Origin of the sequence: Bradyrhizobium sp. CCGB01 (assembly GCF_024199795.1) — a bacterium.
Lineage (GTDB): Bacteria > Pseudomonadota > Alphaproteobacteria > Rhizobiales > Xanthobacteraceae > Bradyrhizobium.
In genome coordinates this window covers 6,634,229-6,647,436 of record NZ_JANADK010000001.1, presented here as the reverse complement: position 1 = coordinate 6,647,436, position 13,208 = coordinate 6,634,229, and the positions used below count along the sequence as shown (strand labels likewise).

Annotated in this window: 10 protein-coding genes and 1 pseudogene; 6 read left to right on the top strand and 5 right to left on the bottom strand. The window is 64.4% G+C overall.

Annotation, left to right across the window (positions count from 1 at the left end; all coding sequences use genetic code 11):
- Nucleotides 1–30 precede the first annotated feature (30 nt).
- Entirely contained in the window at nt 31–1,281 is a 1,251-nt protein-coding gene (locus tag NLM25_RS31065) for a flavin-dependent oxidoreductase (protein ID WP_254121498.1), read from the top strand.
- Between the two features lie 2 nt (nt 1,282–1,283).
- Here NLM25_RS31065 and NLM25_RS31060 read toward each other — a convergent pair whose 3' ends face one another.
- The gene (locus tag NLM25_RS31060; RefSeq protein ID WP_254121497.1) at nt 1,284–1,739 is read right to left on the bottom strand and encodes a cupin domain-containing protein; all 456 of its coding nucleotides are present in this window, start codon (nt 1,737–1,739) and stop codon (nt 1,284–1,286) included.
- 27 nt (nt 1,740–1,766) lie between these two features.
- A complete protein-coding gene (locus NLM25_RS31055; RefSeq protein WP_254139537.1) occupies nt 1,767–2,942 on the bottom strand; it encodes an ABC transporter substrate-binding protein in 1,176 nt (391 codons plus the stop codon).
- 261 nt (nt 2,943–3,203) lie between these two features.
- On the opposite strand from NLM25_RS31055, the gene NLM25_RS31050 reads away from it, so the two are divergent.
- The 3 genes from NLM25_RS31050 (at nt 3,204) to NLM25_RS31040 (ending at nt 6,044) form a co-directional block, all read left to right on the top strand.
- A complete protein-coding gene (locus NLM25_RS31050; protein WP_254139536.1) occupies nt 3,204–3,722 on the top strand; it encodes a MarR family winged helix-turn-helix transcriptional regulator in 519 nt (172 codons plus the stop codon).
- Nucleotides 3,723–3,872: 150 nt separating this feature from the next.
- Nucleotides 3,873–5,564, top strand: a complete 1,692-nt coding sequence (locus NLM25_RS31045; RefSeq protein WP_254139535.1) for a benzoate-CoA ligase family protein — start codon at nt 3,873–3,875, stop codon at nt 5,562–5,564.
- A 21-nt stretch (nt 5,565–5,585) separates the two neighbouring features.
- Entirely contained in the window at nt 5,586–6,044 is a 459-nt protein-coding gene (locus NLM25_RS31040) for a RidA family protein (protein ID WP_375167852.1), read from the top strand.
- 23 nt (nt 6,045–6,067) lie between these two features.
- Here NLM25_RS31040 and NLM25_RS31035 read toward each other — a convergent pair whose 3' ends face one another.
- From NLM25_RS31035 to NLM25_RS31025, 3 genes and pseudogenes are all read right to left on the bottom strand, one after another.
- Nucleotides 6,068–6,796, bottom strand: coding sequence for a CBS domain-containing protein (locus tag NLM25_RS31035; protein ID WP_254139533.1), 729 nt, complete (start codon nt 6,794–6,796; stop codon nt 6,068–6,070).
- A 96-nt stretch (nt 6,797–6,892) separates the two neighbouring features.
- Nucleotides 6,893–7,867, bottom strand: a pseudogene (locus tag NLM25_RS31030) (CHAD domain-containing protein).
- A 25-nt stretch (nt 7,868–7,892) separates the two neighbouring features.
- Nucleotides 7,893–9,416, bottom strand: a complete 1,524-nt coding sequence (locus NLM25_RS31025; RefSeq protein WP_254141299.1) for a bifunctional aminoglycoside phosphotransferase/ATP-binding protein — start codon at nt 9,414–9,416, stop codon at nt 7,893–7,895.
- A gap of 185 nt (nt 9,417–9,601) precedes the next feature.
- Here NLM25_RS31025 and NLM25_RS31020 point away from each other — a divergent pair, with 185 nt between their 5' ends.
- Together NLM25_RS31020 and NLM25_RS31015 are read left to right on the top strand one after the other, a co-directional pair.
- On the top strand, nt 9,602–10,441 hold the full coding sequence (locus tag NLM25_RS31020) for a universal stress protein (protein ID WP_254139532.1): 840 nt from the start codon (nt 9,602–9,604) through the stop codon (nt 10,439–10,441).
- A 69-nt stretch (nt 10,442–10,510) separates the two neighbouring features.
- Complete coding sequence (locus NLM25_RS31015) at nt 10,511–13,204, top strand: bifunctional acetate--CoA ligase family protein/GNAT family N-acetyltransferase (RefSeq protein ID WP_254139531.1); 2,694 nt, start codon at nt 10,511–10,513, stop codon at nt 13,202–13,204.
- The last annotated feature ends 4 nt before the right edge of the window (nt 13,205–13,208 follow it).

Here is a 13,208-nt window from a genome sequence, read left to right as displayed (position 1 = left end):
GTTGCCTAGGTATTGAGTGGAGTAAGGGCGATGAAGGCGATTATCGTCGGTGGCGGTATCGGTGGTCTCACTACGGCATTGATGCTGCGCTCGCGCGGCCTGGACTGCGAGATCTTCGAGCAGGCCGATACAATCCGCGAGCTCGGCGTCGGCATCAACACGTTGCCGCATGCGATGCGCGAACTCGCCGGCCTCGGCCTGCTTCAGAAACTCGACGACGTCGCGATCCGCACCGACCAGCTCTATTACCTCAATCGCCACGGTCAGGAGGTCTGGCGCGAAGCCCGCGGCATCGACGCCGGCCACGATGTGCCGCAATTCTCGATCCACCGGGGCCGGCTTCAGGGCGTCATCCATCGCGCTGTCGAGGAGCGGCTCGGCCCCGCAGCAATCCACACCGGCTGCCGGCTCGGCGCTTTCACGCAGGACGAGGGCGGTGTCACCGCCTATTTCTTCGATCGCACGGGTGTGCACATCCACACTGCGCGCGGCGATATCCTGATCGGTGCTGACGGCATCCATTCACGCGTTCGCGACACGCTGTTCCCGAACGAGGGACCGCCGTGCTGGAACGGCCTGATGCTGTGGCGCGGTGCGCGCGATTGGCCGCTGTTCCTCACCGGCAAGTCGATGATCGTGGCCGGTGGCCTCAATGCCAAGGTGGTGATCTATCCGATCGCGGAAGGATCGAGCCCCGCGAGCCGCCTCACCAACTGGGCAGTGCTGGTGAAGGTCGGCGAGGGCAATGCCCCGCCGCCGCGGAAAGAGGATTGGTCGCGGCCCGGCCGGCGCGAGGAACTGATGCCGCACGTCGCACGCTTCTCCGTGCCCTATATCGACGTGAGGAGCCTGATCTCGGCAACACCCGAATTCTACGAATATCCGACCTGCGACCGCGATCCCTTGCCCTACTGGTCGTCCGGGCGCGTCACGCTGCTCGGCGATGCCGCGCATCCGATGTATCCGGTAGGCTCGAACGGCGCATCTCAGGCCATCCTCGACGCGCGCTGCATTGCCGATGCGCTGGTGCGCGCCGAGCATCCCCGCCAGGCGCTGCTCGAATACGAGAAGAAGCGCCTGCCCATGACCGCTGACATCGTCCGCTCCAACCGGCGCGGTGGCCCCGAAGGCGTCATCGACGCGGTCGAGCAGCTTGCGCCCGATGGCTTCGACAATGTCGACAACGTGCTGAGCTATTCCCAGCGCGAAGCGATCGTGCGCGGCTATGCCACCAAGGCCGGCTTCGCCGCAGTGCCGGGACTTGCGGCGGTGCGGGCTTAAAGCTAGCCGCCGGGTGGCGGCGGCAGGAAGTGGATGTTGAACTCGGCTGCCATCGCCACCACGTCCTCGGGCTTCTGCTCCTTCATGTTGTGAAGGCCCCAGAACAGGTCGAACAGTTTTTTGGTCGGCGACACCCAGAACAGCACTTTTGCGGTCTGCTCCGACTTGTTGAAGATTCCGTGCGGCACGCCCATGCCGAGGCGGATCAGATCGCCCGCGGTCGCCTGCGACTCCGAATTGCCGAGCACGAAGTCGAGCTTGCCTTCGAGCATGTAGAGATACTCATCCTGATCTGGATGGATGTGCGGCGGCACGAACGTGCCCGGCGGCAATGTCGCGTGCCAGGAGAAGCTGTGCTCGGTATTGCTCTTCGGCACATAGGTCTGGCCGAGGATGTTCCAGGAAATGCCCTGGATTCCTTCATTGGCCCGCGTGATGCCGGTGATTTCGCTCTTCATTGCAGTCCTCCCGTAACGCGATGCGGCCTAGTTCGCCGCCTTGCAGTCCTTGGCATACCGGTCGCCATAATTCTCGAAGACCTTCTGAACGATCTCGGTCTGGAACTTGCCGTCCGCACGCTTGGCGACCTTGGTCAGGTAAAAATCCTGGATCGGATAACCGTTGGTGTTGAACTTGAAGGCGCCGCGCAGCGAGGTGAAGTCGGCCTTCTTCAGCGCAGCCCCGACTGCATCCTTGTTCGAGAGATCGCCTTTCACGGCCTTGACCGCGCTGTCGATCAGCATCGCGGCGTCATAGGCCTGGAAAGCGTAGGTGCCAGGCACGACGTTATAGGCGGCCTCATAGGCAGCGACGAATTTCTTGTTCTGGGGATTGTCGAGATTGGGCGCCCAGTTCGCGCCGCCGAACATGCCGACGGCCGCATCCTGCTGCGCCGGTAGCGTCGATTCATCCACCGTGAAAGCCGAGAGCACCGGAATTGTGTCGGCAAGGCCGGCTTGCCGGTATTGCTTGACGAGATTGACGCCGAGGCCACCCGGCATGAACGTGAACAGTGCATCGGGCTTCTGCGACGAGATCTTGGAAAGCTCCGGCTGGAAGTCCAACGTGTTCAGCGGCATGTAGGATTCCTCGACGATCTCGCCCTTGTAGTCGAGCTTGAAACCCGCCACCGAATCCTTGCCGGCCTGATAGTTCGGCACCATCAGGTACATGCGCTTGTAGCCACGATCCTGCGCGACCTTGCCGAGGATCTCATGGACCTGGTCGTTCTGATAGGACGTCACATAGAAGAACGGGTTGCAGTCCTTGCCGGCGAACGTCGACGGGCCCGCGTTGGGGCTGATCAGGAACGTCTTGGACTCCGTCACGGGGCGGTGGATCGCCTGGAGGATGTTGGAGAAGATCGGGCCGACCACAAAGTCGACCTTGTCGCGCTCCAGGAGGCCTTTGACCTTCGTGACCGCTGCGTCCGGCTTCAATTCGTCGTCGGCGACGATCACCTCGACATCGCGCCCGCCCATCTTGCCGCCGAGGTCCTTCACTGCGAGCGCAAAGCCGTCGCGGACCTGCTGGCCGAGCGCGGCTGCGGGGCCCGACAGGGTCACGACCACTCCCAGCTTGATCTTCTCCTGGGCGAGGGAAGGGCTCACCGCGGTGCCGAGCACCACGGCGGCTGCGGCCAAGGTCATTTGCGTCTTCATGATGTGTCCCCCGTGACGATCGGGCTTGCGCCGCAAGCCGCGTACTCCAATCCAAGCTTATGCTGATGATGGCGGCCGCGGCAAGCAAGCTCAAGCACGCGCGAGGCGTCGCCATCCTGCGGGCAGAGGCGCATGCAAGCGGCGCGCCAATTATTTGAAGCCTAAAGAAACTCTGGTGCGGTCGATTGTTGCAGCTTTTGGCTTGCGGCCGGGGCCGATTTATTTGAAGCTCAAAACGTTGGGGAATCCGAGCCGGCGCCAATGCCGGCCGTGAGTGATTGCATCGAGATGCTCGATTCCGAGACCAAGGCCGTCGAGACGCCGGAGGACCATGCCGAAGAGCTTCGGCTGTGGTTGCGTCTGCTCACCTGCACGACCCTGATCGAGGGCGAAGTCCGCGGCCGCCTGCGGCAGCGCTTCGACGTCACGCTGCCCCGGTTCGACCTGATGGCGCAGCTCGACAAGGCGCCCGACGGCATGACGCTGTCGGACGTCTCCAAGCGCATGATGGTGTCCAACGGCAACGTCACCGGCCTCGTCGAGCGTCTCGTGGAGTCGGGTCATCTCGACCGCCGTACCTCGGAGACGGACCGCCGCGTCCAGGTGATCCGCCTCACGAAGCTGGGCCGCGCCGAGTTCCGCAGGATGGCTGCGGAGCACGAGACCTGGATTGCCGATCTGTTCGCCGACCTGACCCCGAAGGATGTCCGCGAATTGATGCGCCTTCTCGCCAAGACCAAGGCGTCGGCGCAGAAATCGGCCAGTCGCCGCCGGCCGTAGATCCGCCAGCGGGACACGCCGGCCAGTCCCACCTTGCCGCAGGAAAATGCATGGGATGCCCAAAATCCGCTATTGCGCCAAATTGTTTTAAGCCTAAAATGTTTCCCAGATAGTGCTGCCGGGTGCTTTCCATGCTGAAAGGAGCGTGCGATGGCCAACGCCGCGAAGGTTCAAGTGTCGGGCTCGCATGACGGCAACGCCGCGACGGCCCACGTCGATACATTCGCGCGGCAGCATCTGCCGCCGCGCGAGCTCTGGCCCGAATTCACTTTCACCCGGCCGGAGCTGCACTATCCGCCGCGATTGAATTGCGTCGGCTATTTTCTCGACCGCTGGGTCGAGCAGGGCCACGGCGACGCGCCCTGCGTCATCAGCCCCGCCGTCAGCTACAGCTATCGCGAGCTGCAAGCGCTCGTGAACCGCATCGCTAACGTGCTCGTTCGCAAGCTTGGCCTCGTCACCGGCGCACGCGTGCTGCTGCGCTCTGCCAACAATCCGATGATGGTCGCGACCTATCTGGCGGTAATCAAGGCCGGCGGCATCGTGGTGGCGACCATGCCTCTGCTGCGCGCTAAGGAGCTGGCTTATCCGATCCAGAAGGCGCAGATCACGCTCGCGCTCTGCGATGGGAAGCTCTCGGAGGAGATGCAGAAAGCGAAAGCGGCGGCACCCGATCTCAAGCACGTGGTCTATTGGGGCAATGGCGCGGGCGACTCGCTCGAGGCGCTGATTGCGGATGCGAGCCCGGAGTTCAAGGCGGTCGATACCGCCTCCGATGACGTCTGCCTGATCGCCTTCACGTCGGGCACGACGGGTGACCCCAAGGGCACCATGCACTTCCACCGGGATATGCTGGCGGTCTGCGACGGCTATGCGCACAATATCTTGCGGGCGGAGCAGAAGGATCGCTTCGTCGGTTCGGCGCCGCTCGCCTTCACTTTTGGATTCGGCGGCGTGCTGTTTCCGATGCATATCGGCGCGTCTTTCGTCGTGCTGGAGAAGACGACACCGGACGACATGCTGTCGGCGATCGAGCAGTACAAGACGACGGTCTGCTTTACCGCGCCGACGGCCTACCGCGCGATGATCGGCAAACTTGCCGGCCGCGACATCTCCTCACTGCGCAAATGCGTCTCAGCTGGCGAGACGTTGCCCAAGCCCACATTCGACGCCTGGCTCAAGGCCACCGGCATCAAGCTGATGGACGGCATCGGCTCGACCGAGCTGCTGCACATCTTCATCAGCGCGACCGAAGACGAGATTCGTCCCGGAGCGACGGGCAAGCCCGTACCGGGCTATGAGGCAAAGATCGTCGATGACGACGGCAATGACCTGCCGCCGGGCACGATGGGGCGGCTCGCCGTGCGCGGGCCGACCGGCTGCCGCTATCTCGCCGACGAGCGGCAGCGCAAATACGTCCAGAACGGCTGGAACATCACCGGCGATACCTATCTGATGGATAGCGACGGCTACTTCTGGTACCAGTCACGCTCCGATGACATGATCGTCTCGGCCGGGTACAATATCGCGGGTACGGATGTGGAGGCGGCGCTGCTCACGCATCCATCCGTGGCCGAGTGCGGCGTCGTCGGTGCGCCGGACGAGGCGCGTGGCATGATCGTGAAGGCTTATGTCATCGTCGCACCCGGTGTGACGCCGGACGCTCAGCTCGCAGCCGAGTTGCAGGAGCATGTCAAACGCGAGATTGCGCCGTACAAATATCCGCGCGCGATCGAGTTCGTGACGCAGCTGCCGAAGACCGAGACCGGCAAGTTGAAGCGATTTGCCCTGCGGCAATTGGCGCAGGCGGCAGCGACGTCCTCTGGCGTCGCGGCGGAGTGAGAGAAGGATGGAGAATTGTCCGTGACGACGCCGAAAGGCCCGCACCTTGCGGTGCTGCCAACAGCAGCCGAGGGCGAAACCGGTTCCAGGGTGCAGGTGCTCCAGCCGTCTGGTTGGCCGGTGCCGAAAGGCTATGCCAACGGCATGGCCGCCGAGGGACGTATCGTCGTCACCGGCGGCGTGATCGGCTGGGATGCCGAGGAGCGTCTTGCTGACGGCTTTGTCGCGCAGGTGCGGCAGACCCTAAGCAATATCGCCGAGATTCTCGCGGAGGCCGGCGCGCGGCCCGAGCATCTCGTGCGCCTGACCTGGTATGTCGTCGATATGGACGAGTACCTGGCGAACCTGAAGGAGCTCGGCAAGGTCTACCGTGCCATCTTCGGTGTGCACTATCCCGCGATGGCGCTGGTGCAGGTCGTCCGCCTCGTCGAGAAGGCGGCGCGAGTCGAGATCGAAGCCACCGCCGTCATTCCCCGCTGAGCCGTTTTGGGCCTCAGGTCGCCTCAGCTGGCCTTGGCGAGATCGTCGTCCTCGGGCGAGTTGAGATAGACCCCGGTCATGGTGTCGACCCAGCACAGATGGTCGTGCACCTTCTTGACGCCTTCGATGTTCTCCGCCGCGACGACGGTGGCCTGCCGTGCACGTTCCTCGGTGATGACGCCGCTGAGATGAACGATGCCGTCGCGAACGATGACATTCAGCCCGAACGGGCACCAGTCGTTCTTCTCCATGGTGTCGATGATGCGGCTGCGAATGTGATCGTCATCGGCCGTCGGATCCGGCACCTCGCCGGCGAGGCCCGCGACGGCCTGCAACAGGTTAGCGCGGGAGACGATGCCGACGACCTTGTCGCCGCGCACCACCGGCAGGCGCTTCACGTTGTTCCGCTCCATGAGATCGACGATCTCTGCAAGCGCCGTATCCTCGGTGATGGTCACGGGCGAGACAGTCATCACTTCCGCGACCTTGCGACCATGTTCGTGCACGAAGTCGCTGGCGGATGTACCGGGGCCGAGAATGAACCGCAGCCAGCGGCCGCGCTTGCGCCCGGTGCCGATTTCGCTGCGGCGGATGAAGTCGCCTTCCGAGACCACGCCGACCAGCTTGCCGGCATCGTCGACCACCGTGAGGCCGCTGATATGCCGGTTCAGCATGATGTTTGCGGCTTCGACGATGCTGGTGTCGGGGGTCACCGAGATAACCGACCGGGTCATGATCTGGTGGGCGCGCATGGTGGGCTCCGCAAGTTCACACTGATATCGATGTGTGGAGCTTAGATCACCGGCAGGAAGGTGATTTGACCCAGGTCAAGCCGGGTTGGCCCGCACCTAATCCTCGGGCTCTGCATTCGGCGCGAGGTCGGAGGAACGGAACGGCTTGGCCTTGGCCAGTTTCCGGTAGGCTTCCGAGGCGGTCCGCAACAGCTTCTTTTCCCGCTTGCGGTTGAGGAAGCGAATGCCCGCTCCGGGAACGGCCTCGTTCAATGACGCTGCCAGCGTTTGCCCGCGCGCATCGTCGTTCAATTGTCCGAGGGATTTCTGCGCCTTGCGCAATTGCTTGAGGATCGACTTCTGCTTCGTCAGCGATTCGTCGGCGAACAGGTCCTGAAGCGACTCGACCGAATAGGTCATCCGCTTGTTGAGAAGCCGTAGCTTGTGTCGTTTCTCGACGTCGAGCTTGTTGAGCTTCCGGGCCTTCTTGAGCAGTGTCTTTTCCCACTCTGTCAGCCGCGCCGTCGCGTGGTCGGCGAGCGAGCAGCGGCGCAGCCTGATGGCTTCCTTGGTGCGCCTGGTCGACCAGGGACCGCTCTCGATCCAGCTGGAGGTCTGCTCGACCAGGCGGCGATAGCGCGCGGATTGCAGGGCGCGCGTCAGCAGGCGATGGCTCTCGGCGCGCTTCTCGTCCCAGTGCTGAAGCTCCGCGATCACGTCAAGCTCGCCGCCGCTGTCGGCGATGACGCGGTCGATCGCGACGTCGAGGTCCCTGACCATGCCGAGCTGGCTGTTCAGCCATTTCAGCTCGGTCCAGACCTGCGGCCGCAGCCCGTCATCGACCATCGGCGAGAAGAAGCGGATGGCGGTGCGCAGATGCGTCAGTGCGATCCGGATCTGATGCAGCGCCTCGGGATCACCGCGGCATGTGCCGTCATGCTAGGTGAGGACGGCATCGAGATGACGGCGGGCAATGATCCGGAATGCGGTGTCGCAGGCCATGCCGGGGCTGAGGCGGCCGGGCAGGGCACTCCGCCGCGCCGCAGGCTTGGCGCGCGCGGTCGCCGTCGAACTCGTGGTGGGTCGCGCCATCCTTGCCCGCGCCAATCAGATTGCCTTACTTGCCCTCAGCGATCGCGTCCCGGCAGCGCTGGAGCGTCTGCTCTGGTGTCCCGGATGCATCGATGGTCGCCCAACCGACATGGCCGATATTATAGTGCTCTTGCTGCGCGGCAACCTCTTGCGTGGCGTCGGATGCGTCTCCCCGGCGGCTTCCGATTCGCGCCTGCCGGGTCGCGAGATCCGCGACGAGGAAAAGTCCGCTGAGTGGCACGCCGCACGCGCGAGCCAGGGCGGCCAGGTCGTCCCGTTCGGACTCGCGTGCAAAGACCGCGTCGACGATTGCCGAATGGCCTTGGGCCAGCACCCGCCGGGCGCGCTGCACGAGCATGTCGTACACCTGTGCCGTGACCTCGGGGCGGTACGTGGACGACGGCAGCCGGTCGGTGTGTGCCACCTGAAACAACTGCTTGCGAATGATGTCGCTGCGCAGCACGACGGCGCCCGGTTGCGGCAGCACAGTGGCCGCCAGCGCGCGGGCGAGCACGGATTTTCCGGTGCCCGACAGTCCGCCGACCGCGATCAGGCGGGGAGCGGGGGGATGGATCAACACCCGGGCGAGGTCGAAATAGCGGCGTGCCTCGTCGAGAACCGCAGGGCCGTCGGCATCGGGCCGCTCCAGCCGCGCCAGCGCCACCTGCGCACGGATCGCCGCGCGAATGGACATGAACAGTGGCAGCGCCGCCAGGGCGTCGAGCGTCTCGTCGGGCGCCGACGTCAGATACTGGTTCAGGACGGCATTGGCCGCGACCGACTGGTCGTGGCGCAGCAGGTCCATCAGCGTGAACGCAAGATCGTAGAGCACGTCCACGGTCGCCATCTGCGCGTCGAATTCGATCGCATCGAACAGGACGGGCTGCCGGTCGACCAGAACGATGTTGGCAAGATGCAGATCGCCGTGGCAGCGGCGCACGAAGCCTTTGCGGGCGCGCTCCACGAGTGTCGCACGGACGCGCAGGAATGTCTGGTGTGAGGCTTCGCCAAGCTGATCGACCTCTGCCGCTTCGAAATGGCCACCGACGCGCAGGCCATTGGTGTTGCCATCGATCAAAGCGGGAACGGACGTTATCCACGCAGCGCCATCCGCGACCATCGCTCTCGCATGCGACGCTGCGATTGCATCTGCGACGGCCTGGGCCAGCTCCACGTCCATCGGGCCGGCCTTTGCCAGATGGTCCAGCGTTTGGTCTTCGTCGAAGCGGGACATGTCGACTGCATACTCGACCGGCCGGCCGCGGCCGTCGATCTTGATCGATCCATCCGGCTCTTCCGTGATCGCCACGACGCGGTGATAGATCTGCGGCGCGAGCGGTCGGTTGATCCTGATCTCCTCCTCGCAGGCCGCCTTGCGCCTTTCGAGGGTCGAATAGTCGAGGAATGGAAACTTGACGGCCCGCTTGATCTTCAGCGCGTGACTCCCGTCGAGAAGCACCGACGCCGCGTGCGTGTCGATCCGCTTCGCGCCGGGACGCACGCTCAGAGCTTGGAAGACCCGTTCCTGGGTGGCAGAATCGTCCGTCATCTCTGCGAGCATATCCAGATGCTTCGGCGGTGAGGCAACAGGCTAACCCTTAGGGGCGGATCGGGGCGAGTCCTTGACTTCCGTCAAGGTCTGTCGTCGGCTGACTGCGTGATGTTTTCCCGCCTTGAGCAGGATCAAGCGTTCTGACAAAAGGCGGCCTATCCTGACCGGCAAGGAGAATTCCGATGCCCATCAAGGACGTCTTTCTGCCGCTTGTCGGCCAGCCGCGCGGACCGGCCCTCGTGGCGATCGAGAAATGCGTGGCTGTCGCCGCCGACCTCGGCGCCAGGATCACCGCGCTCGCGCTGGAAGACGAGATTTTCGTTCGTCCGGCGGTCGTGCTCCCGACTGATCTGGAATCCGCCGCGGCTGCGGGCGCGCGCGACGTGGGCGACATGCAGCAACTCCTCAACGCCTTCACCCTCGCGGCGTCCCGCGCCAACATTCGGGCCCAAAGCCGTTCGGGCAAGGTGCCGGCGGACCAGGTCGCGTCGATCCTGGCCGAGCAGGCGCGCTTCAGCGATCTCACGCTGATCCCCGTGAAGCCGCACGACAGTCGAACGGAGCACATCATCGAGACGTTCCTGTTCGAATCCGGCCGGCCGCTGCTGCTGTGTCCGGAACAGCGTGCGGACGAGCTGCGAGGTGAGTTCGAGAACGTCATGATCGCCTGGGACCATTCCGCGCGTGCCGCGCGGGCGGTCGGCGACGCGCTGCCCATTCTTCAGGCTGCGGCATCCGTCCGGGTGGTCACGGTGGCGGACGACAAGACCGATGCGATCATGAAATCGGGAACCGCGCTCGTCGACCATCTGCGGGAACACGGGGTCTACGCCTCGTTCGAGACCGTGAAAGGCGGCGGCAGCTCGACCGGTAAGGTGCTCGGAAGCTGGGCGAATTCCCATGCCATGGATGCGATCGTGATGGGCGCCTACCATCATTCGCGCCTGAACGAGATCGTCTGGGGTGGTGTGACAAAGACCATCATTGGCCAGCCACCGTGCTGGGTTATGATCTCGCACTAGGCGCATTGCCGATCTATCGGCCTGATCGTCAACCTTCGGAACCGCCACCGACCGGGCGCATTTATTGTCATGTCAACCTATCGCTTGAAGAATCTGCTGTCGCCGCATTCGGTTGCGCTCGTCGGCGCGAGCTCCCGCCCACTCTCCGTCGGACGCGCCGTTCTCGAGAACATTCGCAAGGCCGAATTCAAGGGTCGGTTCGGCCTCGTCAATCTACGCCATGCCGAGATCGGCGGCCTCGCCGCGGTGAAGAGCCTGGACAGGCTGGACTTCGTGCCCGAGCTCGTGGTCATCACCGCGCCGGCGCGAGAGGTTCCCGGCATTATTGACCAGGCCGGACGTCGCGGCTCGGCCGGCGCGCTGATCGTCTCGGCGGGCCTCGGTCATGGACCGGGATCCCTGCACGAGGCCGCAATCGCTGCGGCACGCAGATACGGCATGCGGCTGATCGGGCCGAACTGCCTCGGCATCATGATGCCCGGTGTCAGCCTCAATGCCAGCTTTGCCGCGCACATGCCGGGGCCGGGCAACCTCGCGCTGATTTCACAGTCGGGCGCGATCGCGGCCGGAATGGTGGATTGGGCCGCGCAGCGCGGCGTGGGGTTCTCCGGCATCGTCACGATCGGCGATCAGATCGATGTCGATATTGCCGACCTGCTCGACCATTTCGCGATGGATCACAAGACCCGCGCGATCCTGCTCTATATCGAGGCCATCAAGGACGCACGCAAGTTCATGTCGGCGGCACGGGCCGCGGCGCGCGTGAAGCCGGTCGTCGTGGTGAAGTCCGGCCGCATGGCGCAGGGTGCCAGGGCCGCGGCAACGCATACGGGCGCTCTCGCCGGAGCCGACGCCGTCTATGACGCCGCGTTCCGCCGTGCGGGCGTCCTGCGGGTCTCCGATCTGGGCGAGCTGTTCGATTGCGCCGAGACGCTCGGTCGCGTCGAATCGCCGGCAGGAAAGCGTCTCGCCATCCTCACCAATGGCGGCGGCATCGGCGTCCTGGCTGTGGATCGGTTGGTGGAGCTTGGCGGCATCCCGGCGTCCATCTCGGCCGAGACGCGCAAGAACCTCGATGCAGTGCTGCCGTCGACCTGGTCCGGGGCAAATCCCGTCGACATCGTCGGCGATGCCGATGCATCGCGCTACGCGGCGGCGCTGGAGGTGCTGCTCGCGGACCCTGATAATGACGCAGTTCTGGTCCTCAACGTGCAGACCGCGATCGCCCCGGCTGCCGACATCGCGGCAACCGTAACGGAAATCGTCGGCAAATACCGCAAGCAGCACGGCCGATGGGCAAAGCCCGTATTGGCCGTCTGGGTCGGAGCCGATCAGGACATCATTCAGGCGCTCTCCGGCGCCGGCATTCCGAACTACCCGACCGAAGGCGATGCGGTGCGCGGTTTCATGCATCTGGTTCGCCACCGCGAAGTCGTGGAGGAGTTGAGCCAGGTTCCTCCCGCGATGCCCGACACGTTCGTGCCTGACGCCCGGGCTGCCAGGCAGATCGTCGCCGCAGCGATCGCGGACGGTCGCAAATGGCTCGATCCCGTCGAGATCAAGCACTTGCTCGGGGCCTATGACATCGCGATGGTGCCGACCCGTGCTGCTGATGATGTCGAGCAGGCGGTCGCCTGCGCCGGCGAGATGTTCGGGCAAGGCGCCACAGTCGTGCTGAAGATCATGTCGCGCGACATCGTCCACAAGTCGGACGTCGGCGGCGTCGTCCTCAATCTGACCACGCCCGAGGCCGTACGCACGGCTGCCACCGACATTCTCGCACGTGCGAGGAAGCTCCGTCCCGAAGCCCGCATTGAGGGCGTTATCGTGCAGGCGATGGTCGTCAAGGCGAAGGCGCGCGAGCTGATCCTGGGTCTTGCCGACGATCCCACCTTTGGCACCGTCGTCGTCTTCGGCCGGGGCGGGACGGCGGTCGAGATCATCAACGACAAGGCACTGGCGCTGCCGCCGCTCGATCTGCAACTCGCCCGCGACCTGATCGGCCGCACGCGTGTATCACGGCTGCTGAATGCCTATCGGGACGTACCCGCGGTCGCGCAGGATGCCGTCGCAATGGTGCTGGTCAAGCTCGCCCAGATGGCCGCCGATATTCCCGAGATCCGTGAATTCGACATCAACCCGCTGCTTGCGGACGAGACCGGCGTGACCGCGGTCGACGCCCGCGTCGCAGTGGGGCCGCCGCTGCGGAAGTTCGCTGGCTCCGGCCCGGCCAATTTCGCCGTCCGGGCCTATCCGTCGCAATGGGAGCGTCGCCTGGCGCTCAAGGACGATTGGCGCATCTTCGTACGGCCCTTGCGCCCGGAAGACGAGCCGACCATCCACGAATTCCTGCGTCACGTCACGGCGCACGACCTCCGCCTGCGCTTCTTCGCGCCGATGAAGGAGTTCACCCACGAGTTCATCGCGCGCCTGACCCAGCTCGACTATGCGCGTGCAATGGCCTTCATCGCATTCGACGAAGCCACCAACGAGATGGTCGGTGTGGTCCGGCTCCACTCGGACTCGGTCTATGAGAGCGGCGAATACGCTATCCTGCTGCGGTCGGACCTCAAGGGCAGGGGGCTCGGATGGACCCTGATGCAGCTGATCATCGACTACGCGAGATCGGAAGGGTTGAAGGCCATCTCGGGCGACGTGCTCCAGGAGAACACCGTGATGCTCGAGATGTGCCGGCAGCTTGGTTTCGAAGTGAAGCCGGACCCGACCGAGCCTGACATCTGCGACGTCCGGCTCAAGCTCTGAGCGT

Bases quoted from the DNA above. Each gene is read 5' to 3' on its own strand.
- NLM25_RS31065 (WP_254121498.1), top strand. From the start codon at position 31: ATGAAGGCGATTATCGTCGGTGGCGGTATCGGTGGTCTCACTACGGCA.
- NLM25_RS31060 (WP_254121497.1), bottom strand. From the start codon at position 1,739: ATGAAGAGCGAAATCACCGGCATCACGCGGGCCAATGAAGGAATCCAG.
- NLM25_RS31055 (WP_254139537.1), bottom strand. From the start codon at position 2,942: ATGAAGACGCAAATGACCTTGGCCGCAGCCGCCGTGGTGCTCGGCACC.
- NLM25_RS31050 (WP_254139536.1), top strand. From the start codon at position 3,204: ATGCCGGCCGTGAGTGATTGCATCGAGATGCTCGATTCCGAGACCAAG.
- NLM25_RS31045 (WP_254139535.1), top strand. From the start codon at position 3,873: ATGGCCAACGCCGCGAAGGTTCAAGTGTCGGGCTCGCATGACGGCAAC.
- NLM25_RS31035 (WP_254139533.1), bottom strand. From the start codon at position 6,796: ATGCGCGCCCACCAGATCATGACCCGGTCGGTTATCTCGGTGACCCCC.
- NLM25_RS31025 (WP_254141299.1), bottom strand. From the start codon at position 9,416: ATGACGGACGATTCTGCCACCCAGGAACGGGTCTTCCAAGCTCTGAGC.
- NLM25_RS31020 (WP_254139532.1), top strand. From the start codon at position 9,602: ATGCCCATCAAGGACGTCTTTCTGCCGCTTGTCGGCCAGCCGCGCGGA.
- NLM25_RS31015 (WP_254139531.1), top strand. From the start codon at position 10,511: ATGTCAACCTATCGCTTGAAGAATCTGCTGTCGCCGCATTCGGTTGCG.